This is a genomic window from Streptomyces sp. NPDC002088 (assembly GCF_040296605.1).
Lineage (GTDB): Bacteria > Actinomycetota > Actinomycetes > Streptomycetales > Streptomycetaceae > Streptomyces.
The window spans coordinates 37,551-57,362 of sequence record NZ_JBEOXO010000009.1 but is presented as its reverse complement, the minus strand read 5'-3'; the positions used below and the strand labels follow the sequence as shown (position 1 = coordinate 57,362).

Below are 19,812 nucleotides of genomic sequence, written 5' to 3'. Positions count from 1 at the left end.
CGCGAGCGCCGCCTTCCTGCTGGCCGGGGCGGGCGTCCTGCTCGGCGTGGCCGCCGGGCCCGCGCAGGCCGCCGAGGTGTCGTACACCACCCACTGCGTGCCGCCCGCGGGCATCGACCCCGTCGACGGCACCACGAAGGTCGAGATCACCGCGCCGGCCACGGCGAAGGTGGGCGACACGGTCGACATCGTCTGGAAGTTCACGCAGCCCGCCTCGAAGAACCCCGACATCATCGACCTGCCCGCCGACTCGGTCCAGCCGTCCGGCACCCTCAAGGCGGCCGGCGCGCAGACCGCCGACATCGCGATGCAGGGGCCGCGCGAGAACCCGGCGATCCCCAAGGGCGCCGCCATGGTGCTGTCCGACATGAAGGGCACCCTGAAACTGACGGCGGCCGGGCAGGTGACGCTGACGCCGGACGCGTACACCGTCAACGCGATGTCGACCGACACCAAGTGCACACCGACGCAGACGGTGCAGCCGGCGGCGGCCATCGCGGTCACGGCGGGGGGCGGTAGCTCGTCGAGTTCGTCGACCAGCACCTCACCGGACCCGACGGGCTCCGCCTCGCAGTCGGCGTCCCCGTCGAGCACGCCGAGCGCGTCCGCGAGCGACGGCACCGGGAGCGGCCAGACCGACTTCACCGGCAAGGAGGTCCAGGTCCCGTACGCGTGCAAGACGCCCATCGGCGACAAGAGCGCGACGTCGCCCGTGCAGATCAACGCCAAGAAGGACGGCGGGAACTTCGATCTGACGGTGCAGTTCAAGAAGTCCGTGATGGACAGCCCCGCCGACATCCCGAAGGGCTCGGTCAAGCCGTCGATGGAGGTGGCCCTGGGCGGCGCCGACAAGGGCACGGTGCACGTGGAGGGGCCGACCAACGCGAACGACATCAAGTCGGGCGACCCGATCGAGATCCCCGACCTGACCGGCACCTACAAGCCGGGCGCGAGCGGCGAGTCGACGCTGTCCCCGGGTGTCCTGACGATCAACGCCCTCGGTACGACCACGACGTGCACCCCGACCAAGTCCGAGGTCTCCCTGACCCTGGACACCACCGAGCAGGCGAGCGGCGCCTCCGGATCCACCACGTCCTCCGGCGGTTCCACGTCCGCCGACGGCGGCCTCGCGGCGACCGGCGCGGACGACCACGGCGCGCTGAAGGCCCTCGGGCTGGTGGCGGGGACGGCGATCCTGCTGGGCGCCGCGGTGTTCACGTTCATGCCCGGCCGACGGCTGCGGTAGGGGGCCCGCCCCGGCACACGGAAGGGCCGCCACACCCAGCGGGGTGCGGCGGCCCTTGCGTACAGCAGCCCTGGTGGGAACGTCAGTGGACGTCGCCCATGAGCTCCTTGACCCGCTTGCGGTACATCCACACCGCGACACCGGCGATCACGGCGAGCACGGCCTGGAGGGCCACGATGCCCGTCTTGTTCAGGTCGACGCCGGCGATGGAGAGCAGACCGGTCGTGGCGTCACCGGCGGTGACGGCCAGGAACCAGACGCCCATCATCTGGGAGGCGTACTTCGCGGGCGCCATCTTCGTGGTGACGGAGAGGCCGACCGGGGAGACCGTCAGCTCACCGACGGTCTGGACGAAGTAGATCGCCACCAGCCACATCGCGGCCGCCTTGTGACCGCCGTCGGCGATCGCCAGCGGGGCGAGGAACAGGAAGAAGGACGCGCCGATCAGGACCAGGCCCACCGCGAACTTCACCGCGGTGCTCGGCTCCTTGCCGCGCCGGGCGAGCGCCAGCCACGCCCAGGCGAAGACCGGGGCCAGCGCCATGATCAGGACCGGGTTCACGGACTGGTACCAGGAGACCGGGAACTCCCAGCCGAAGACGGTGTTCTTCGCCGACTCGTCGGCGAAGATCGACAGGGTCGAGCCGCCCTGGTCGTAGATCATCCAGAAGACGGCCGCGGCGACGAAGAACCAGATGTACGCGGACATCTTCGACTGCTCGACGCGGTCGAGGCTCTTGTCGCGCTTGATCCGGGCGATGACCATGATCGGGATGATCAGGCCGGCGATGGTGATCGGGACCAGCAGCCAGTTCAGGGTGTAGTGGCCGGAGAAGCCGACGATCGCGTAGAAGACGACGGCGACGGCCGCCCAGAAGCCGGACTTGCGCAGCGTCGCGGCCTTCTCGGCGGAGGTCAGCGGCGTCGGGACGACGCTGGAACGCTCGTTCAGGTGGCGGTGGCCGAGCAGGTACTGGGCGAGGCCGATGGCCATGCCGAGCGCGGCGAGCGCGAAGCCGAAGTGCCAGTTGACGTTCTCACCGACGGTGCCGATGATCAGCGGCGCCGCGAACGCGCCGACGTTGATCCCGATGTAGAAGAGCGTGAAGCCACCGTCGCGGCGCGGGTCGTCCGGGCCGTCGTAGAGGTGGCCGACCATCGTCGAGATGTTGGCCTTCAGCAGACCGGAGCCGATCGCGACCAGGCCGAGGCCCGCGAAGAAGGTGCCGGACGACGGCAGGGCCAGGGTGAGGTGGCCCAGCATGATGATGATGCCGGCCGCGGCGACGGTCTTACGGGGACCGAGGACGCGGTCCGCGAACCAGCCGCCCGGCAGGGCGAGCAGGTAGACGAGCGACAGGTACACCGAGTAGATCGCGGTCGCGGTGGCCGCGCTCATGTGCAGGCCGCCCGGAGCGACCAGGTACAGCGGGAGCAGTGCCCTCATGCCGTAGTAGGAGAAGCGCTCCCACATCTCGGTCATGAAAAGTGTGGCCAGTCCGCGGGGGTGGCCGAAGAAGGTCTTCCCGGAGCCGGGGGTGCCCGGACGGACCGAGTCCTTCGTCAGGCTGGACGCCATGTCGTTCCTTGCTGCTCGGGACGCGCTCGCTGCTGGAGCGTTGCGCGCCCGGTGGGGGGCGGCCGGCACCGGCGGTTTCGTCACGTCCGCCCCACGCCCACGGGGATTCCGCTCCGGGTCACGGAGCGGTGGACGGCGACCACCGGGATCCACGCCTCTACACGCGTCAATGCGTGCGAGGCCCGGCCACAGGTCATTCCTTTCAAGGCTGGCGGCACCAGCCCGCACACAAAAGAGACCTTTAGCTTCTAAATGCTCGCCAAAGGTCCCCGAGGTGCTACAGGCGTTGATTCACCATACGGCAGGACACTGCCGGATATGGAAGGACTTGAGACGCGGATCACAGGCGATCATGGAACCGCGCACGCCTATTCGAAGGTTGATACCAGGATGACATCCCTCGGCCATAGGTCCGTACCAAGATCGCGGGGAGATTCAGGAGAGATCCACAGAAACATCCACAGGAAGATTCGCAGGGCTGTGTCCGGCATGTCCCTGGGTAAGAAGCCGCAAGGGCTATCACACCTCGGGGCCCGCCCACGGCGGTCTACCATCAGCTCATGACCCGTGTACTGCTCGCCGAGGACGATGCGTCCATCTCGGAGCCGCTGGCCCGCGCACTGCGCCGGGAAGGGTACGAGGTCGAGGTGCGTGAGGACGGCCCCACCGCGCTCGACGCAGGAATGCAGGGCGGCGTCGACCTGGTCGTGCTGGACCTGGGCCTGCCCGGCATGGACGGCCTCGAGGTCGCGCGCCGGCTGCGCGCCGAAGGCCACGCCGTGCCCATCCTCATCCTGACCGCGCGCGCCGACGAGGTGGACACCGTCGTCGGGCTCGACGCGGGTGCCGACGACTACGTCACCAAGCCCTTCCGGCTCGCCGAACTGCTGGCCCGCGTCCGCGCCCTGCTGCGGCGCGGCGCCGCCGAGCCGCAGCAGCCGCCCGCCACCCATGGTGTGCGCATCGATGTCGAGTCGCACCGCGCGTGGATGGGCGACGAGGAGCTCCAGCTCACCGCCAAGGAGTTCGACCTGCTGCGGGTGCTGGTCCGCGACGCGGGCCGGGTCGTCACCCGCGACCAGCTGATGCGCGAGGTCTGGGACACCACCTGGTGGTCGTCGACCAAGACCCTCGACATGCACATCTCCTGGCTGCGCAAGAAGCTCGGCGACGACGCGGCGAACCCCCGCTACATCGCGACCGTACGAGGAGTGGGCTTCCGCTTCGAAAAGAGCTGAACCCCGTATCCCGCTAGGCAAGAGGACACGCGTAAGAGGACATGCGCCGTCGACTGATCCAGTCCACGCTCGCCGTGGTGCTCGTCGTCATCGCCGTCTTCGGCGTGTCCCTGGTGATCGTCGAGACCCGGACGATCAGCAACAGCGCCCAGGAACGCGTGGACTCCGAGGCCCTGCGGCTGGCCAGCATCGTGGACAGCCGGCTGCTCGGCGACGAGACCGTCAACGCGGAGATACTGCGTGGCCAGGTCGCGCAGGAACGCTACGCCCGGATCCTGATGCCGGGGGAGCGCACCATCGAGGTCGGCACCAAGCCGACCGGTGAGGTGATCCGCTCCACCGCGAAGGGCGAGGAGGGCGAGACGGTCACGGTCGAGGAGCCGCGCTCCTCCGTGACCCGGGAGGTCGGCCGCACGCTGCTGATCATCGGGGCGGTGGCGCTGCTGGCCGTCGTGGCCGCGGTACTCCTCGCGGTCCGCCAGGCCAACCGCCTCGCCTCGCCGCTCACCGACCTCGCGGAGACCGCCGAACGCCTCGGCTCGGGCGACCCGCGCCCCCGGCACAAGCGGTACGGCGTCCCCGAGCTGGACCGGGTCGCGGACGTCCTCGACGGCTCCGCAGAGCGCATCGCCCGGATGCTCACCGCCGAGCGGCGCCTGGCCGCCGACGCCTCCCACCAGCTGCGTACGCCTCTCACCGCGCTCTCCATGCGCCTGGAGGAGATCACCCTCACCGACGACCCGGACACGGTGAAGGAGGAGGCGACCATCGCGCTGACGCAGGTGGAACGCCTGACGGACGTGGTGGAACGGCTCCTGACGAACGCCCGCGACCCCCGCACCGGCTCCGCCGTCTCCTTCGACCTCGACGAGGTCATCCAACAGCAGCTCGCGGAGTGGCGCCCGGCGTACCGCGGCGTGGGCCGCGCCATCGTCAGCTCGGGCAAGCGTCATCTGCGGGCCGTCGGGACGCCGGGCGCGGTGGCCCAGGTCCTGGCCGCCCTGATCGAGAACTCGCTCATGCACGGCGGGGGCACGGTCGCCCTGCGCACGCGCGTCACCGGCAACCAGGCGGTCGTCGAGGTGACGGACGAGGGCCCCGGAGTCCCGGCCGACCTGGGGGCGCGCATCTTCGAGCGCACCATCAGCGGCCGCAACTCGACGGGTATCGGCCTCGCGGTGGCCCGGGACCTCGCGGAGGCGGACGGGGGCCGTCTGGAGATGCTCCAGGCGCAGCCGCCGGTGTTCGGGCTGTTCCTGTCGCGTACGCCGCTGAAGAGGCCGGTGGTGGAGGGGGACGAGCCGACGGTCCGCTGACGGCCTACGTCGGCCGGGTCCGGCCGGCGGTCAGCTCACCCGCTGCGTCGACCGAGGCTTCTTCGACTCCGCCTTCAACAGGGACTCCGCGTCCGCGACGGCCTCCCGCGCGGGCAGCGCCTTGAACACCCACGAGCGGTACGACCAGAACCGGAACAGCGTGGCGACGCCGATGCCGAGGAACTTGAAGACGTTGCTCTGCAGCGGGCTGTCCCAGCCGAACCCGTACGTCGCCGCGTACAGCACGCCGTTCTCGATCACGAGCCCGACCACGCTGAACAGCAGGAACAGGGTCAGTTCCTTCGTACGGCCGCCCTTGTCACGGTCCCGGTACGTGAAGTACCGGAAGCCGATGTAGTTGAAGACGATGGCGACGATGGTGGCGATGACGCTGGCCCGCACGACGGGAAGGTCCGTCACATGCCGTACCAGGTTGAACACACCGAGATTGACCAGAAGCCCCGCGCCACCGACGGCGCCGAACTTCGCGACCTCGCGTCCGAGTCGTCGCAGCCCCGAGGAACCGTGTTCCATGGCTGTGCGTGCCCCCGTCCGGGTCGGTTTACGTCAACCCAGTCATGCTAACCGTCCCCCCTCGGGCTTTCCTGTGGACGGGCTCACAGGTCGGCCACGGCTCGGCAAGAAGCCGGGAAACACCGGGTATGAGGCGGGAAAGCGGCCGGTAAGAGGCGCGGAATCCAGCCGTCCTGCCGTGGCCGATACCCTAGGGGCGTGACGTTCCCGGTAGTCGGCATGGTCGGCGGCGGTCAGCTCGCTCGTATGACACACGAGGCAGGCATCCCGCTCGGCATCAGGTTCAAGCTCCTCAGTGACACCCCTCAGGATTCCGCGGCACAGGTCGTGAGCGAAGTCGTCATCGGCGACTACCGCGACCTGGACACGCTGCGCGCATTCGCGCGCGGATGTGACGTGATCACGTTCGATCACGAACATGTGCCCACCGAGCACCTCAGGGCCCTGGAGGCGGACGGCATCCCCGTCCGTCCGGGCCCCGACGCGCTCGTGCACGCCCAGGACAAGGGCGTGATGCGGGCGAAGCTCGACGCGATCGGTGTGCCGTGCCCGCGGCACCGCATCGTTTCCGATCCGCAGGACGTGGCCGCCTTCGCGGCCGAGGGTGACGGATTCCCCGTTGTCCTCAAGACCGTCCGCGGCGGCTACGACGGCAAGGGCGTGTGGGTCGTGGACTCCGTCGAGGAGGCCGCCGCGCCCTTCCTGGCCGGTGTCCCGGTCCTCGCCGAGGAGAAGGTCGACTTCGTACGGGAGCTGGCGGCGAACGTCGTACGTTCCCCGCACGGCCAGGCGGTCGCGTACCCCGTGGTCGAGTCCCGTCAGGTGAACGGCGTCTGCGACACGGTCATCGCCCCCGCCCCCGGCCTCGACGCGGGCCTCGCCCTGCAGGCCGAGGAGATGGCGCTGCGCATCGCCAAGGAACTCGGCGTCGTCGGCCACCTCGCCGTCGAGCTGTTCCAGACAGCGGACGGCCGCATACTCGTGAACGAACTCGCCATGCGCCCGCACAACTCGGGCCACTGGACCCAGGACGGCGCGGTCACGTCCCAGTTCGCCAACCACGTCCGGGCCGTCCTCGACCTGCCCCTCGGCGACCCGCGCCCGCGCGCGCCGTGGACGGTCATGGTGAACGTCCTCGGCGGCGACTACCCGGACATGTACTCCGCGTACCTGCACTGCATGGCCCGCGACCCCCAGCTGAAGATCCACATGTACGGCAAGGACGTGAAGCCCGGCCGCAAGGTGGGCCACGTCAACACCTACGGCGACGACCTGGAAGACGTCCTTGAGCGTGCCCGTCACGCAGCCGGCTACCTGAGAGGCACGATCACCGAATGAGCCCTGTTGTAGGCATCGTCATGGGGTCGGACTCCGACTGGCCCGTCATGGAGGCCGCCGCCCAGGCCCTCGACGAGTTCGAGATCGCGTACGAGGTCGACGTCGTCTCCGCGCACCGCATGCCGCGCGAGATGATCACGTACGGCGAGCAGGCCGCGGACCGGGGCATCAAGGTGATCATCGCGGGCGCGGGCGGCGCTGCCCACCTGCCCGGCATGCTGGCCTCGGTCACCCCGCTGCCGGTCATCGGCGTCCCGGTGCCGCTGAAGTACCTGGACGGCATGGACTCCCTGCTGTCGATCGTGCAGATGCCGGCCGGCGTCCCCGTCGCGACGGTCTCCGTCGCCGGTGCCCGCAACGCCGGACTGCTCGCGGCGCGCATCCTGGCCGCCCACGACGGGGACCTCCTCGCCCGGATGCGCGACTTCCAGCAGGAGCTGAACGACCAGGCCACCGAGAAGGGCAAGCGCCTGCGCGCCAAGGTCGACGGCGGGAACAACGGCTTCGGCTTCGGGAAGTGAGTGCGCGGATGACGTCCCTCGACGAAGCCCGCGCGCTCCTCGCCGAATTCCCCGTTGTCGACGGTCACAACGACCTCCCCTGGGCCCTGCGCGAACAGGTCCGCTACGACCTCGACGCCCGCGACATCGCCACCCACCAGAACGCCCACCTGCACACCGACATCCCCCGCCTGCGCGAGGGCGGGGTCGGCGCGCAGTACTGGTCGGTGTACGTCCGCTCGGACCTGCCCGACGCGGTGCCCTCGACGCTGGAGCAGATCGACTGCGTACGGCAGCTGCTCGCCCGCCACCCGGCGGACCTGCGGCAGGCACTGACGGCGGCCGACATGGAGGCAGCGCGCGCGGAGGGCCGTATCGCCTCCCTCATGGGCGCGGAGGGCGGCCACTCGATCGCCAACTCGCTCGGCACGCTGCGGGGGCTGTACGACCTCGGTGTCCGCTACCTGACCCTGACCCACAACGACAACGTGGCGTGGGCGGACTCGGCGACCGACAAGCCGGCGGTCGGCGGTCTGTCGGCCTTCGGCCGCGAGGTGGTCCGGGAGATGAACCGCCTCGGCATGCTCGTCGACCTCTCCCACGTGGCGGCGACGACCATGCGCGACGCGCTGGATGCCACCTCCGCGCCGGTGATCTTCTCCCACTCCTCGTCCCGGGCCGTCTGCGACCACCCGCGCAACATCCCGGACGACGTCCTGGAGCGGCTGCCCGCCAACGGCGGCATCGCCATGGTGACGTTCGTCCCGAAGTTCGTGCTCCAGGCGGCGGTCGACTGGACGGCCGCGGCCGACGCGAACATGCGCGCCCACGGCTTCCACCACCTCGACACCACCGCCGAGGCGATGAAGGTCCACCGCGCCTTCGAGGAGCGCAACCCGCGCCCCGTCGCCACGGTCGCGACGGTCGCCGACCACCTCGACCACATGCGCGAGGTCGCCGGCATCGACCACCTCGGCATCGGCGGCGACTACGACGGCACGGCGTTCACCCCCGACGGTCTGAACGACGTCTCCGGCTACCCCAACCTGATCGCCGAACTCCTCGACCGCGGCTGGTCCCGGCCCGACCTGGCCAAGCTGACCTGGCAGAACTCGGTACGGGTACTGGGCGCGGCCGAGGACGTCGCCCGCGACCTTCAGGCCACCCGCCCGCCGTCCAACGCGACGATCGAGTCACTCGACGGCTGACCGTCCAGGGCGGGGTAGTCGGTGTAGCCGTCCGCCCCGCCCACGTACATCAGATACCGGTCCCGCACTTCGTTGAGCGGCGCCCCGAGACGCAGCCGCGCCACCAGGTCGGGGTTGGCGAGGAAGGGCCGGCCGAGGGCGACCAGGTCGGCCCCGGCGCCGAGCAGCCGCCCGGCCGCGTGGCCGACGGCCTCGGTGGAGAGCTCCGTCAGCACGGGGTTGGCGATCAGTGCCCCCGGCCAGGAGGCGCGGATCCGCCGGAACAGCGGGGCGTCCGGATCGGCGTACACGACATGCAGATACGCGAGCCCCAGGCCGCTCAGCCGCTCGACGAGCGCCGGGTACAGCTCCTCGGTGTCACCCTCCTCGATGCCGTTGACGGTGAGCCCGGGGGAAATCCGTACCCCCACCCGCTCGGCGCCGATCGCGGCGGCCACGGCCTCGACCACCTCCACCACGAACCGGATCCGCCCGCCGACCGGGCCGCCGTACTCGTCCGTACGGCGATTGGTGTTGCCGGCCAGGAACTGGTGCAGCAGGTAGCCGTTGGCGGCGTGCACCTCGACCCCTTCGAAGCCCGCGTCGCGCGCGTTGCGGGCGGCGGCCGCGAAGTCGGCGACGGTGGCGTGGATCTCGGAGGTGGTCATCTCCCGCGGAGTGACGGCGGGCCGGTGGCCCTCGGGCGTGAAGATCGTGTCCGGGAGCGGGACCGGCGAGGGCGCGAGGGGAGTCAGCCCGCTGGTCGCCGGGTGCCCGATCCGGCCGCCGTGCTGGATCTGCAGGAACATCCGCCCGCCCGCGTCCCGCACGGCGTCCGTCACCCGCCGCCACCCGGCCAGGTGCTCGGGCCGGTGGATCGCGGTGATGTTCGGATACGTCTGCCCGACCGCGTTCGGCGTCGACGCCTCGGCGATGATCAGGCCGGCGGAGGCGCGCTGGACGTAGTAGGCGGCCATCAGCGGGGACGGGGTGCCGTCGGCGTCGGCCCTGTTGCGGGTCATCGGGGCCATCACCAGACGGTTCGGGAGGGCCACGGGCCCCAGCCGGGCGGGTTCGAAGATGTCCGTTGTGTGCGTCATGGCCGTACGGTAGAAGCTGACATCAGTGTCAGGTTCAAGTCGCTTGGGGGACGGTATGCGGATCGGTGAACTGGCCCGGCGCACCAACGTCAGCGAGCGGTCGCTGCGCTACTACGAGACCCAGGGGCTGCTGGCGGCCGCGCGGACGCCCGGCGGGCAGCGGGACTACCCGGAGGCGGCCGTCGACCGGGTCGTGCTGATCCAGGAGCTGTTCGCCGCCGGGCTGCACAGCTCCAAGATCGCCCAGCTGCTGCCGTGCATGCGGGACGCGGACGGCGGCCCCTCCGCGATCGCCACGCCGAAGCTGGTCACCGACCTCGCCGCCGAGCGCGAGCGCATCGACCGGATGATCGCCGACCTGATGCGCTCCCGGGACACGCTCGACGAGGTGATCGAGGCGGCACGGGAGGGCTGACCGTCCTAGCCCTCGGGTGCTCGTTCACGTGTGCTCGATTCGGCACAGGCAGAACGGGTGCCCCGCCGGATCCGCGTAGACCCGGAAGCTGCGCGAGCGGTCCTCGGCGTCCAGCGGCCGCGCGCCGAGCGCCAGGACGCCCTTCTCGGCCGCGTCCAGATCGTCCACGGTCAGGTCCAGATGGAACTGCTGCGAGGCGTCGGGAGCGGGCCACTTCGGCGGTACGTACCCCGGGGCGGCCTGGAACGCCAGCGTCTGACCGTCGGCCAGCTTCAGGTCCACCCAGTCCTCGTTCTCCTCCACGGTGCCGCCCAGCACCTCGGCGTAGAAACCGGCCAGCGCACGGGGGTCGGGACAGTCCAGGACGACGACGTCCAGCTTGGCGAGAGCCATGACTTCCTCCTCGATCGGTGTTACCTGTCGGCGTTACCTGTAGGAGCGGGTAACCAGTTACCGTTACCGCATGCTCCCGCAATGGAGGTAACCTCGCAAGGGGAATTCGGTAGCGGGAGGTAGCGTGCCGCCATGAGTGAAAGATCGCCCGCGCCGGGCGGCCTGGCTCTGATCGAGTCCCTGGTGAACACACTGGACCTCGAGACGGGCGCCGACGCGCTCGACACGGCCGACGGCAGGGCACGCTTCGGGCTCACCCAGGACGCGTTGCCGGACGTCCGCGACCTGCGCGAATCACTGCGGGCGGCGCTGCTCGCCCACGCCGGCCATCCGCCGCACCGCGAGGTGACCCCGCTGGGCGAGCTGCTGGCGGCGGCACCGCTGTTCGTGGCGGTCGACACGCGGGACGGCTCCGCCCGGCTCGCCCCCGGCGCCGAGGGCCCGCTGCTCTCCAGGATCGCGGCCGCCGTGGCCGAGTCCCTGGTGGCGGGTACCTGGACCCGGCTCAAGGCATGCGAGGCCGTGACCTGCCACTGGGCGTACTACGACCGCAGCCCGGCCGGCCGGGGCCGCTGGTGCTCGATGTCGGTGTGCGGGGCACGCGCGAAGATGCGCCGGTACCGGGCCAAGGACCTGGCCAAGGACCAGTGAGGGCCCGGCGAGGACCGGTGACGCACAGGAAGTTCATGCGTCGCGGGACGGCCGGGTGCGGCAGAATGCAGCAAGACGCCGGTTCGGCCGACTGAGCCTCGGCCGAACCGGCGTCACCTTGCGCCAGGCCGTTTCAGGCGGTCGGACGCCCCATCGCCCGGTACGTCCACCCGGCCTTCCGCCACAGCTCGGGGTCGAGGGCGTTGCGCCCGTCGAGGATCAGCCGGGTCGCCGCGACCTCGCCGAGCTCCGCCGGGTCCAGCTCACGGAACTCCCGCCACTCCGTCAGGTGCAGTACGACATCGGCGCCCCGTACGGCATCCAGCGCCGAGCCGGCGTAGCCGAGGGTCGGGAAGACCCGGCGGGCGTTGTCCATGCCCTTGGGGTCGTAGACGGTCACCTGACCGCCCTGGAGGTGTATCTGACCGGCGACGTTCAGCGCGGGCGAGTCCCGTACGTCGTCCGAGTCGGGCTTGAAGGTGGCGCCGAGCACGGCGACCCGCTTGCCCAGGAAGGACCCGCCGCCCAGCGTCTGCCGCGCCAGTTCCACCATCTGTCCGCGCTGGCGCATGTTGATGGAGTCGATCTCGCGCAGGAAGGTCAGCGCCTGGTCGGCACCCAGCTCACCGGCGCGCGCCATGAAGGCGCGGATGTCCTTCGGCAGACAGCCGCCACCGAACCCGATCCCGGCCCGCAGGAACTTCTTGCCGATCCGGTCGTCGTAGCCGATCGCCTCCGCCAGCTTGGCGACATCGCCGTCCGCGGCCTCGCACACCTCCGCCATCGCGTTGATGAAGGAGATCTTGGTGGCGAGGAAGGAGTTCGCGGCGGTCTTCACGAGCTCGGCGGTCGGAAAGTCGGTGACGACGAACGGCGACCCTTCCCCGACGGGGGTGGCGTACACCTTCCGCAGCAGCTTCTCCGCCCGCTCACTGCGCACACCCACCACGATCCGGTCGGGGTGCAGGGTGTCCTGGACGGCGAAGCCCTCGCGCAGGAACTCCGGGTTCCAGGCCAGCTCGGCGTCCTCGCCGGCCGGCGCGAGCTCGGAGATCATGCGGGCCAGGCGGTCCGCGGAGCCGACGGGCACGGTGGACTTGCCGACGACGAGGGCGGGGCGGGTCAGGTGCGGCGCCAGGGACGTGAGCGCGGACTCGACGTACGACATGTCGCAGGCGTACTCGCCGTGCTTCTGCGGAGTGTTCACACAGACGAAGTGGACGTCGCCGAACGCGCCGACCTCCGCCCAGTCCTGGGTGAAGCGCAGCCGCCCGGTGGTGCCCTCGAACCCGGCGACGTGCCGGCGCAGCAGCTCTTCGAGTCCCGGCTCGTACATCGGGGTCTCGCCCCGCTCGAGCTTGTCGATCTTCTCGCGTACGACGTCGAGCGCGAGGACCTCGAAGCCGAGCTCGGCCATGGCCGCGGCGTGAGTGGCGCCGAGATAACCGGTGCCGATCACGGTGATCTTGAGGGCGGCCATGCATGCTCCTGGGGTGGATGGCGTTGGATGCGCTGACCGAGCATAGTCGGGGCGTGCGGCGGCCCCTCACCGGGCAGATTTCTCCCGGTCTTCCCCTCTGTCGCCAAGCTCACGTACCTGTCCCGTGGGCGGGCCCCTAAAATTTGAGTTACTTAACGGTAATTAGCGCAGCGTCCTTGGAGCGTGAGAGACCTTGGCCGGATCGGCTGACTTCGACCTGTACCGCCCGTCCGAGGAGCACGACATGCTCCGCGACGCCGTCCGCTCGCTGGCCGAGGCGAAGATAGCGCCGTACGCCGCCGCGGTGGACGAGGAGGCCCGCTTCCCGCAGGAGGCGCTCGACGCCCTGGTCGCGAACGACCTGCACGCCGTGCACGTACCGGAGTCGTACGGCGGCGCGGGCGCGGACGCGCTGGCGACGGTGATCGTGATCGAGGAGGTGGCGCGCGTGTGCGCCTCGTCCTCCCTCATCCCCGCGGTGAACAAGCTCGGCTCCCTCCCCGTGATCCTTTCCGGTTCGGAGGACCTGAAGAAGAAGTACATGACCCCGCTCGCCAAGGGCGACGGGATGTTCTCGTACTGCCTCTCCGAGCCCGACGCGGGCTCCGACGCGGCCGGCATGAAGACGAAGGCGGTCCGCGACGGCGACCACTACGTCCTCAACGGCGTGAAGCGCTGGATCACGAACGCGGGCGAGTCGGAGTACTACACGGTGATGGCCGTGACCGACCCCACCAAGCGCTCGAAGGGCATCTCGGCGTTCGTGGTCGAGAAGTCGGACGAGGGCGTCTCCTTCGGCGCCCCGGAGAAGAAGCTCGGCATCAAGGGCTCCCCGACCCGCGAGGTCTACCTCGACAACGTCCGCATCCCCGTGGACCGCATGATCGGCGAGGAGGGCACGGGCTTCGCGACGGCGATGAAGACCCTGGACCACACCCGCATCACGATCGCGGCCCAGGCGCTGGGTATCGCGCAAGGGGCACTGGACTACGCCAAGGGCTACGTCCAGGAGCGCAAGCAGTTCGGCAAGCCCATCGCCGACTTCCAGGGCATCCAGTTCATGCTCGCCGACATGGCCATGAAGATCGAGGCCGCCCGCCAGCTGACGTATGCGGCCGCCGCCAAGTCCGAGCGCGGCGACAAGGACCTCACCTTCCAGGGCGCGGCCGCCAAGTGCTTCGCCTCGGATGTGGCGATGGAGGTCACGACCGACGCGGTCCAGCTGCTCGGCGGCTACGGCTACACGCGGGACTACCCGGTGGAGCGGATGATGCGGGACGCGAAGATCACGCAGATCTACGAGGGCACGAACCAGGTCCAGCGGATCGTCATGGCGCGCAACCTGCCGTAAGGACGCCTTGCTCCGAGTCACCGTCGCCCTCCGCCCCCTCGGGCCGGAGGGCGACGTGCGTGTCGCCCCCTCCCTCAGGCGCTCCCGTAGGGACGCGGAGTCGGTCAACTGCCCATCGAAACTGATGACTTGTGTCTACTTTGGTGCGCGACCCGATCAGCCCCGCTCGAAGGAGACCGACCGTCATGTCCGACCTCCGCAGCGACGTGTCCCACTCGGCCCGTATCTGGAACTACTGGCTCGGCGGGACGGACCACTACCCCGTCGACAAGGAAGTCGGCGACCAGATCCTCTCCTTCGTGCCGGCGCTGCCCCGCTCGGCCGTCGCCGACCGGCGGTTCCTGGCGCGGGCGGTGCGGTATCTGGCCGGGGAGGCGGGGATACGGCAGTTCCTGGATGTCGGCTCCGGCCTGCCGACCGCCGACAACACCCACGAGGTCGCCCAGCGCGTGGCACCCGAGTCGCGGATCGTCTACGTCGACAACGATCCCCTTGTCCTGACCCACGCCCACACTCTGCTCACCAGTACGCCCGAGGGGGCCACCGCCTACGTCGAGGCCGACGTCCGCGACCCCGAGGCGATCCTGCGGGAGGCCGCGCGCACCCTCGACCTCGACCGTCCCGTCGCGATCAGCATGCTGGGTGTTCTGAACTTCGTCCTGGACACCGACGAGGCCGCCTCGATCGTGCGCCGGCTCCTGGACGCCGTACCCTCCGGCAGTCACCTGGTCGTCTCCCACCCGACCACGGAGGTCGACGGCGAGGCGATGGCGGCCGCCGTGGAGTACTGGAACGGCCAGGGCTCGGCCCCGATGACCCTGCGCACCCGCGCCGACCTGATCCGCCTCCTCGACCCGGTGGAGCTCCTCGAACCCGGCGTCGTCACCTGCTCGCGCTGGCGCCCGGACGAGGCGGACGCGGACATCGTCGATGTCACGCACTTCGCGGGGGTGGGCAGGAAGCCGTGATCCGGGGGGTCAGTCGTCGTAGCCCGTGTGGTCGTCCGATGGCGCGCGGTGGCCGGGAGGCGTACGACGGAAGTACACAGGGCCCGCACCCGAGCCCCCTCGCCCCCAGGAGGAGCCATGACCCAGCCCGGAACCATGACGGCCATGAGCAAGGAGATGCAGGACTGCGTCGAGGCCTGCATGACCTGCCACAGCATCTGCGAGGAGACCATGAGCTCCTGCATGCAGATGGGCGGCCAGGCCCAGATGCAGATCATGCGTGCGCTGATGGACTGCTCCGAGACGACCCGTATGTGCGCCGACATGATGATGCGCCGCTCGCCGATGTCGGCGGAGATGTGCGCCATGTGCGCCAAGGCCTGCGACATGTGCGCCGAGGCGTGTATGTCCATGCCGGACGACCGGCAGATGATGCGCTGCGCCGAGGCGTGTCGCCGCTGCGCCGAGATGTGCCGCTCGATGGCGGGCGTCAAGATGTGACGTCGGCCTGACCGTGTCCGAGGGCACCCGCCGTGCACCAACGGTGGGTGCTCTCGTTTCGTCGTGGCAGGCTGTCCGCATGATCAGTGCGACGGAGGCCTTCGACGCGGCCGAGCGGAAGATGTGGGACGGACGGGCGGAGGCGTACGCGGCGAGTTTCGCCCGGCTGTGCGCGCATCCGGTCGAGGCGCTGCTGGACGCGGCGGGCGTGGCCGAGGGGACGTACGTCCTGGACACGGGGACCGGGACGGGTACGGCGGCCGTGGCGGCGCGGGCGCGGGGGGCGCGGGTGCGCGCTGTGGACGCCGACGCCGGGATGGTGGCGGCGGCACGCGAGCGCGGAATCGACGCGCAGGTCGCCATACTTCCCGAACTCCCCTTTCCGGACGGCGAGTTCGACGCCGTCGTCGGGAACTTCGTGCTCAACCACGTCGGCCGCCCGCGCGCCGCGCTCACCGAGCTGCGACGGGTACTACGGCCGGGCGGGCGGCTCGCGGTGACGCTGTGGGCCGGCGGAGGGAAGGCCGGGATGGAGCTGCTGGGGCGGGCCTGCGAGGCCGCCGGGTCCGTACCGCCCGCCTATCTGCCGCGTCTCGACCCGGCCGAGGACTTCGCCCGGACCCCGGAGGGGCTCGCCGGCCTGCTGGCGGACGGCGGCTTCACGGCGGCCGAGGGCACCACACTGGGCTGGGAGCACCGCGCCACCGCCGAGGAGTGGTGGGGCGGCGCGGCCGCCGGGATCGCCACGATCGGGCTCATCGTCACCTCGCAGGCCCCGGAGACGGTCGTACGCATCAGGCAGGAGTACGACCGCCTCAGCGCCGAATTCACCGACGGGGACGGCGGGTTGAGGCTGCCGCACGTGGCGCTGCTGGGGCGCGGGACGGCATAGCGGCCCCCTCAGCCGAACAACGGCTCCAGTGCCCGTGCCAGGTCCGGTGCCTCCCGGAAGTGCACGGTCCGCATGCCCAGTGCGGCCGCCGCCTCGACGTTCTCCTCGGTGTCGTCGACGAACAGGCACCGGTCGAGGCGTACGCCCGCCCGGGCCGCCGCGAGTTCGTAGATGCGGGGGTCGGGTTTGGCCAGGCCCACGCGGGCGCTGCTGACGACGTGGTCGGCGAGGTCGGTCAGGCCGAGCGAGTCGAGGTCGGCCTCCAGGCCGAGGGTGGCGTTGGTGACGAGGACCAGCGGCACCCGGGTGCGGGCCCGGCGCAGCAGGGACACCACCGTCTCGTCGGCGTGGAAGGGCGACTCCAGCAGGGCGGTGCCGAGGTCCCAGGCCGTCGACTCGGGCACCAGCCCGGTCAGGCCGCGGGCGATGGACTCCACCCACTCCTGCTCGGTGGCCAGGCCCAGCAGCACCGGCAGGTCGACCTCCGGGGCGAAGGCCACCTTCATCGTCGTGCCCTCGGCCAGCCCGGCGGCGCGCTCCAGCGCCTCCAGGCCGGACGGGTCGAAGTGCCGGATGACGTTGTCGACGTCACACAGCACCGCGTCGAACGGCGGTCTGTGCCCGGGCGAGGTGGCCGGGCCGGTCGGGTCAGTCACTCGACACCGTGACCTTCTCGTCGTTGTTCAGTTCGTTCACCAGCGTCTTCACCTTCGTCTTGTCCCAGACGAGGTTGCCGCCGGAGGAGCCCGAGATCGGCATGTTCATCGACGTGCCGTCGCCGCCGTTGACGCCCTTCATCGCGAAGAACATGGAGCCCAGGTCCCACAGGCCCATGTCCTTGTCGACGATCAGGGAGTCCAGGCCCGCGCCCATGGTCGGGTACAGCTTGAAGGGGTTCAGGACCGTCGACGGGGTGGCCACCTGGTGGGCCAGCGCCGCGAGGAACTTCTGCTGGTTCTTCGTGCGCTCCAGGTCGGACGCGGCGAAGGCGTGCCGGGTGCGGACGAAGGCCAAAGCCTCCTCGCCGTTCAGGGTCTGCTTTCCGGCCTTGAAGTCGGCGCCCGAGTACTTGTCCTTGAACGCCTTGTCGATGGTGATGTCCACCCCGCCGACCGCGTCCACGATGCTCGCGAAGCCGTTGAAGCCGATCTCGACGTAGTGGTCGATGTGCAGGCCGGTGTTGTACTCGATGGTGCGCACCAGCAGCGTCGGCCCGTCCTCCGCGTACGCCGCGTTCAGCTTCACGTGCCGGCCCGTGCCCTGGAAGGTCTTGCCGGACTCGGAGCCCTTGTACGTCGGTATCTCCACGTCCGAGTCACGGGGCAGCGAGATCAGCGTGTCCCCGTTGCTGCCCACGTGCAGGATCATCATCGAGTCGGTGCGCTTGCCGTCGGCGGAGCCCGTGTGCAGTTCCTTCTTCTCCGCGGCGGACATGCCCTCACGGCTGTCGGAACCGACGATCAGGTAGTTCGAGCCGTCGCCCGCGTCGGGCCGGTCGATGACCGTCGACAGGTCGACCTCGCGGCGCAGCTTGCCGTCGGCCCAGAAGTACGTGCCGACGGTCGTCACCACCAGCACGGTCACGACGGTGATCGCCGTCCACTTGATGCGGCGGCGCCAGTTCGGCCGAGGCCGGGGCCCGCGCGCACCGGGCCCCTCCGGGCCGCCCGGACCGCCACCGGGCGAGCCGTAGACGTGGCCCGTGTTGTAGCCACTGTCGTACGGGTCGTCGTAGCCCTGGCCGTCGGTGTACGACGGCTGCTGCGGGATGCCGTTGCCGTACGGCGGCGCGGACGGGCCGGGGCCGTAGCCGCTGCCCTGTCCGGGCGGAGTCGGCCGGCCGCGGCGGACCTGCCGCATCACGCGCGCACTCTCAGGCTGTGCGCTCGCGCTGCCGCGTCCGTACTGGCGGCCGTCGTTTTCGTCGGACCATCCCTCGGGCCAATCGTTCATGGGCCCCAGTGTGCAGGGACCGACTGTGTGCCTTACAAGGCTCGTCGGGAAATCAGGGCCTCGCTGTTGCGAAGCTGACACAAAATTCCCCGGATGTGACCTCGGCATAAGGTAGAGGCCATGACAGATCAGGCCCCCGCAGCGGAGTCGGAAACGCCGGACATCCCCGGCAGGCCGACCTCCGCGTCCCGCACCACGCTCAGCCACATCATGACCCACAACGACACCAACCTGCTGGGCTCGGTGCACGGCGGGGTGATCATGAAGCTGGTCGACGACGCGGCGGGCGCGGTGGCCGGCCGGCACAGCGGTGGTCCCGCCGTCACCGCGTCCATGGACGAGATGGCGTTCCTCGAGCCGGTCCGCGTCGGCGACCTCGTGCATGTGAAGGCCCAGGTCAACTGGACCGGCCGGACCTCGATGGAGGTCGGCGTGCGGGTCCTGGCCGAGCGCTGGAACGAGTCCGCCCCGGCCACCCAGGTCGGCTCGGCGTATCTCGTCTTCGCCGCGGTGGACGCCGACGGCAAGCCACGCCGCGTACCGCCGGTGCTCCCTGAGACGGAACGCGACAAGCGCCGCTACCAGGAGGCCCAGATCCGCCGCACCCACCGCCTGGCCCGCCGACGGGCGATCATGGAGCTGCGGGAGAGGCGGGCGGCGGAGGGCATCGAGGACTGAGGGGCGGGCGGCATGTCCGAGGACGATCTCCTCGCCGCACTCATGGACTCCCTGGCCGCAGGCCCGCAGGTGTACGCCCGCTGGTGCTGGAGCTCCGGATCCGACCTCGCACACCACGTCCGCGACCTCGCGGCGGCCGCCGAGGCCGAGTGGGCGCACGAGGCGGTCCAGGGTGCCGTGGGCCCCACCACGGCCGAGGAGGTCCGGGAGGCGCTCGGCCCGGTGGACCGGGACACGGCGATCGCCCTGCTGGCCGACCTCTCCGCCGGCGACCTGGTGTTCCCAGATCACACGCATCGTGACCGCGCCCACGCCGAGCGGACCGCGCGGCAGGTGGCGTCGATTCTCGGCCCGGGTGCGCAGTGGTTCACCAACACCGAGGGCGACTGGCGGAACGGACGTGCCTGGTCCCCGGTGACCCGGTTCAGCTTCGACGGTGTGGTCGCCGGGCGCGGGTCCGGGTTCGTCGTCGTGCTGCTTCAGGTCGGCGAGGACTGAGGGGCCTGCTGCCAC

At 70.4% G+C, this 19,812-nt stretch carries 21 protein-coding genes; 14 read left to right on the top strand and 7 right to left on the bottom strand.

Translation table 11 applies throughout. From position 1 onward, the window contains the following. The first annotated feature begins 16 nt into the window (after nt 1-16). Entirely contained in the window at nt 17-1,246 is a 1,230-nt protein-coding gene (locus tag ABT114_RS20755; RefSeq protein ID WP_351144525.1) for a hypothetical protein, read from the top strand. Between the two features lie 82 nt (nt 1,247-1,328). Here the strand turns inward: ABT114_RS20755 and ABT114_RS20750 are convergent, their stop codons facing one another. After that, nucleotides 1,329-2,825 carry an oligopeptide:H+ symporter gene (locus tag ABT114_RS20750; protein WP_351144275.1) on the bottom strand — a complete coding sequence of 499 codons (1,497 nt, stop codon included), beginning with the start codon at nt 2,823-2,825 and terminating at the stop codon, nt 1,329-1,331. Nucleotides 2,826-3,385: 560 nt separating this feature from the next. Here ABT114_RS20750 and ABT114_RS20745 point away from each other — a divergent pair. After that, a complete protein-coding gene (locus ABT114_RS20745; protein ID WP_064533465.1) occupies nt 3,386-4,063 on the top strand; it encodes a response regulator transcription factor in 678 nt (225 codons plus the stop codon). Between the two features lie 41 nt (nt 4,064-4,104). Beyond that, on the top strand, nt 4,105-5,379 hold the full coding sequence (locus ABT114_RS20740; protein WP_351144274.1) for a sensor histidine kinase: 1,275 nt from the start codon (nt 4,105-4,107) through the stop codon (nt 5,377-5,379). Between the two features lie 30 nt (nt 5,380-5,409). Here the strand turns inward: ABT114_RS20740 and ABT114_RS20735 are convergent, their stop codons facing one another. Further along, nucleotides 5,410-5,913, bottom strand: a complete 504-nt coding sequence (locus ABT114_RS20735) for a GtrA family protein (RefSeq protein ID WP_351144273.1) — start codon at nt 5,911-5,913, stop codon at nt 5,410-5,412. Nucleotides 5,914-6,111: 198 nt separating this feature from the next. Between ABT114_RS20735 and ABT114_RS20730 the strand changes: the two genes are divergently transcribed. The 3 genes from ABT114_RS20730 to ABT114_RS20720 are packed head-to-tail and all read left to right on the top strand — an operon-like array spanning nt 6,112 to nt 8,959. Continuing rightward, entirely contained in the window at nt 6,112-7,251 is a 1,140-nt protein-coding gene (locus ABT114_RS20730; protein WP_351144272.1) for a 5-(carboxyamino)imidazole ribonucleotide synthase, read from the top strand. Further along, on the top strand, nt 7,248-7,772 hold the full coding sequence (gene purE, locus ABT114_RS20725) for a 5-(carboxyamino)imidazole ribonucleotide mutase (protein ID WP_351144271.1): 525 nt from the start codon (nt 7,248-7,250) through the stop codon (nt 7,770-7,772). The genes ABT114_RS20730 and purE overlap by 4 nt, the downstream gene beginning before the upstream one ends. An 8-nt stretch (nt 7,773-7,780) precedes the next feature. Beyond that, complete coding sequence (locus ABT114_RS20720) at nt 7,781-8,959, top strand: dipeptidase (RefSeq protein ID WP_351144270.1); 1,179 nt, start codon at nt 7,781-7,783, stop codon at nt 8,957-8,959. Here ABT114_RS20720 and ABT114_RS20715 read toward each other — a convergent pair. Continuing rightward, a complete protein-coding gene (locus tag ABT114_RS20715; RefSeq protein ID WP_351144269.1) occupies nt 8,908-10,038 on the bottom strand; it encodes an oxidoreductase in 1,131 nt (376 codons plus the stop codon). The two genes, ABT114_RS20720 and ABT114_RS20715, sit on opposite strands and share 52 nt — an antisense overlap. 55 nt (nt 10,039-10,093) lie before the next feature. Between ABT114_RS20715 and ABT114_RS20710 the strand changes: the two genes are divergently transcribed. Continuing rightward, on the top strand, nt 10,094-10,453 hold the full coding sequence (locus ABT114_RS20710) for a MerR family transcriptional regulator (RefSeq protein ID WP_351144524.1): 360 nt from the start codon (nt 10,094-10,096) through the stop codon (nt 10,451-10,453). 24 nt (nt 10,454-10,477) lie between these two features. On the opposite strand, the gene ABT114_RS20705 is transcribed toward ABT114_RS20710, so the two are convergent. Beyond that, nucleotides 10,478-10,846: a VOC family protein gene (locus ABT114_RS20705; protein ID WP_351144268.1), complete on the bottom strand. Its 369-nt coding sequence runs from the start codon at nt 10,844-10,846 to the stop codon at nt 10,478-10,480. A 132-nt stretch (nt 10,847-10,978) separates the two neighbouring features. On the opposite strand from ABT114_RS20705, the gene ABT114_RS20700 reads away from it, so the two are divergent. Then, nucleotides 10,979-11,497, top strand: a complete 519-nt coding sequence (locus tag ABT114_RS20700; RefSeq protein WP_351144267.1) for a CGNR zinc finger domain-containing protein — start codon at nt 10,979-10,981, stop codon at nt 11,495-11,497. Between the two features lie 133 nt (nt 11,498-11,630). Here ABT114_RS20700 and ABT114_RS20695 read toward each other — a convergent pair whose 3' ends face one another. Continuing rightward, nucleotides 11,631-12,977 (bottom strand): UDP-glucose dehydrogenase family protein, encoded by a 1,347-nt coding sequence (locus tag ABT114_RS20695; RefSeq protein ID WP_351144266.1) that lies wholly within the window; start codon nt 12,975-12,977, stop codon nt 11,631-11,633. Between the two features lie 193 nt (nt 12,978-13,170). Here ABT114_RS20695 and ABT114_RS20690 point away from each other — a divergent pair, with 193 nt between their 5' ends. From ABT114_RS20690 to ABT114_RS20675, 4 genes are all read left to right on the top strand, one after another. Continuing rightward, entirely contained in the window at nt 13,171-14,328 is a 1,158-nt protein-coding gene (locus ABT114_RS20690; RefSeq protein WP_351144265.1) for an acyl-CoA dehydrogenase, read from the top strand. A gap of 185 nt (nt 14,329-14,513) precedes the next feature. Beyond that, nucleotides 14,514-15,296, top strand: coding sequence for an SAM-dependent methyltransferase (locus ABT114_RS20685; protein WP_351144264.1), 783 nt, complete (start codon nt 14,514-14,516; stop codon nt 15,294-15,296). A gap of 117 nt (nt 15,297-15,413) precedes the next feature. Then, on the top strand, nt 15,414-15,776 hold the full coding sequence (locus ABT114_RS20680; protein ID WP_351144263.1) for a four-helix bundle copper-binding protein: 363 nt from the start codon (nt 15,414-15,416) through the stop codon (nt 15,774-15,776). A gap of 79 nt (nt 15,777-15,855) precedes the next feature. Then, nucleotides 15,856-16,668: a class I SAM-dependent methyltransferase gene (locus ABT114_RS20675; protein ID WP_351144262.1), complete on the top strand. Its 813-nt coding sequence runs from the start codon at nt 15,856-15,858 to the stop codon at nt 16,666-16,668. An 8-nt stretch (nt 16,669-16,676) separates the two neighbouring features. Here ABT114_RS20675 and ABT114_RS20670 read toward each other — a convergent pair whose 3' ends face one another. Together ABT114_RS20670 and ABT114_RS20665 are read right to left on the bottom strand one after the other, a co-directional pair. Continuing rightward, nucleotides 16,677-17,324, bottom strand: a complete 648-nt coding sequence (locus ABT114_RS20670; protein ID WP_351144261.1) for an HAD family hydrolase — start codon at nt 17,322-17,324, stop codon at nt 16,677-16,679. Further along, complete coding sequence (locus tag ABT114_RS20665) at nt 17,317-18,621, bottom strand: LCP family protein (RefSeq protein WP_351144260.1); 1,305 nt, start codon at nt 18,619-18,621, stop codon at nt 17,317-17,319. The genes ABT114_RS20670 and ABT114_RS20665 overlap by 8 nt, the downstream gene beginning before the upstream one ends. Nucleotides 18,622-18,741: 120 nt before the next feature. Between ABT114_RS20665 and ABT114_RS20660 the strand changes: the two genes are divergently transcribed. Together ABT114_RS20660 and ABT114_RS20655 are read left to right on the top strand one after the other, a co-directional pair. Beyond that, nucleotides 18,742-19,299 carry an acyl-CoA thioesterase gene (locus ABT114_RS20660; RefSeq protein WP_351144259.1) on the top strand — a complete coding sequence of 186 codons (558 nt, stop codon included), beginning with the start codon at nt 18,742-18,744 and terminating at the stop codon, nt 19,297-19,299. A 12-nt stretch (nt 19,300-19,311) separates the two neighbouring features. Continuing rightward, nucleotides 19,312-19,797 (top strand): hypothetical protein, encoded by a 486-nt coding sequence (locus ABT114_RS20655; RefSeq protein WP_351144258.1) that lies wholly within the window; start codon nt 19,312-19,314, stop codon nt 19,795-19,797. Nucleotides 19,798-19,812: the final 15 nt, after the last annotated feature.

Excerpts from the sequence above, each read along its gene's own strand:
- ABT114_RS20685 (WP_351144264.1), top strand. The coding sequence starts at position 14,514 with ATGTCCGACCTCCGCAGCGACGTGTCCCACTCGGCCCGTATCTGGAAC.
- ABT114_RS20745 (WP_064533465.1), top strand. The coding sequence starts at position 3,386 with ATGACCCGTGTACTGCTCGCCGAGGACGATGCGTCCATCTCGGAGCCG.
- ABT114_RS20750 (WP_351144275.1), bottom strand. The coding sequence starts at position 2,825 with ATGGCGTCCAGCCTGACGAAGGACTCGGTCCGTCCGGGCACCCCCGGC.
- purE (WP_351144271.1), top strand. The coding sequence starts at position 7,248 with ATGAGCCCTGTTGTAGGCATCGTCATGGGGTCGGACTCCGACTGGCCC.
- ABT114_RS20695 (WP_351144266.1), bottom strand. The coding sequence starts at position 12,977 with ATGGCCGCCCTCAAGATCACCGTGATCGGCACCGGTTATCTCGGCGCC.
- ABT114_RS20660 (WP_351144259.1), top strand. The coding sequence starts at position 18,742 with ATGACAGATCAGGCCCCCGCAGCGGAGTCGGAAACGCCGGACATCCCC.
- ABT114_RS20740 (WP_351144274.1), top strand. The coding sequence starts at position 4,105 with ATGCGCCGTCGACTGATCCAGTCCACGCTCGCCGTGGTGCTCGTCGTC.
- ABT114_RS20655 (WP_351144258.1), top strand. The coding sequence starts at position 19,312 with ATGTCCGAGGACGATCTCCTCGCCGCACTCATGGACTCCCTGGCCGCA.
- ABT114_RS20675 (WP_351144262.1), top strand. The coding sequence starts at position 15,856 with ATGATCAGTGCGACGGAGGCCTTCGACGCGGCCGAGCGGAAGATGTGG.
- ABT114_RS20665 (WP_351144260.1), bottom strand. The coding sequence starts at position 18,621 with ATGAACGATTGGCCCGAGGGATGGTCCGACGAAAACGACGGCCGCCAG.
- ABT114_RS20705 (WP_351144268.1), bottom strand. The coding sequence starts at position 10,846 with ATGGCTCTCGCCAAGCTGGACGTCGTCGTCCTGGACTGTCCCGACCCC.
- ABT114_RS20720 (WP_351144270.1), top strand. The coding sequence starts at position 7,781 with ATGACGTCCCTCGACGAAGCCCGCGCGCTCCTCGCCGAATTCCCCGTT.
- ABT114_RS20735 (WP_351144273.1), bottom strand. The coding sequence starts at position 5,913 with ATGGAACACGGTTCCTCGGGGCTGCGACGACTCGGACGCGAGGTCGCG.
- ABT114_RS20715 (WP_351144269.1), bottom strand. The coding sequence starts at position 10,038 with ATGACGCACACAACGGACATCTTCGAACCCGCCCGGCTGGGGCCCGTG.
- ABT114_RS20710 (WP_351144524.1), top strand. The coding sequence starts at position 10,094 with ATGCGGATCGGTGAACTGGCCCGGCGCACCAACGTCAGCGAGCGGTCG.
- ABT114_RS20680 (WP_351144263.1), top strand. The coding sequence starts at position 15,414 with ATGACCCAGCCCGGAACCATGACGGCCATGAGCAAGGAGATGCAGGAC.
- ABT114_RS20700 (WP_351144267.1), top strand. The coding sequence starts at position 10,979 with ATGAGTGAAAGATCGCCCGCGCCGGGCGGCCTGGCTCTGATCGAGTCC.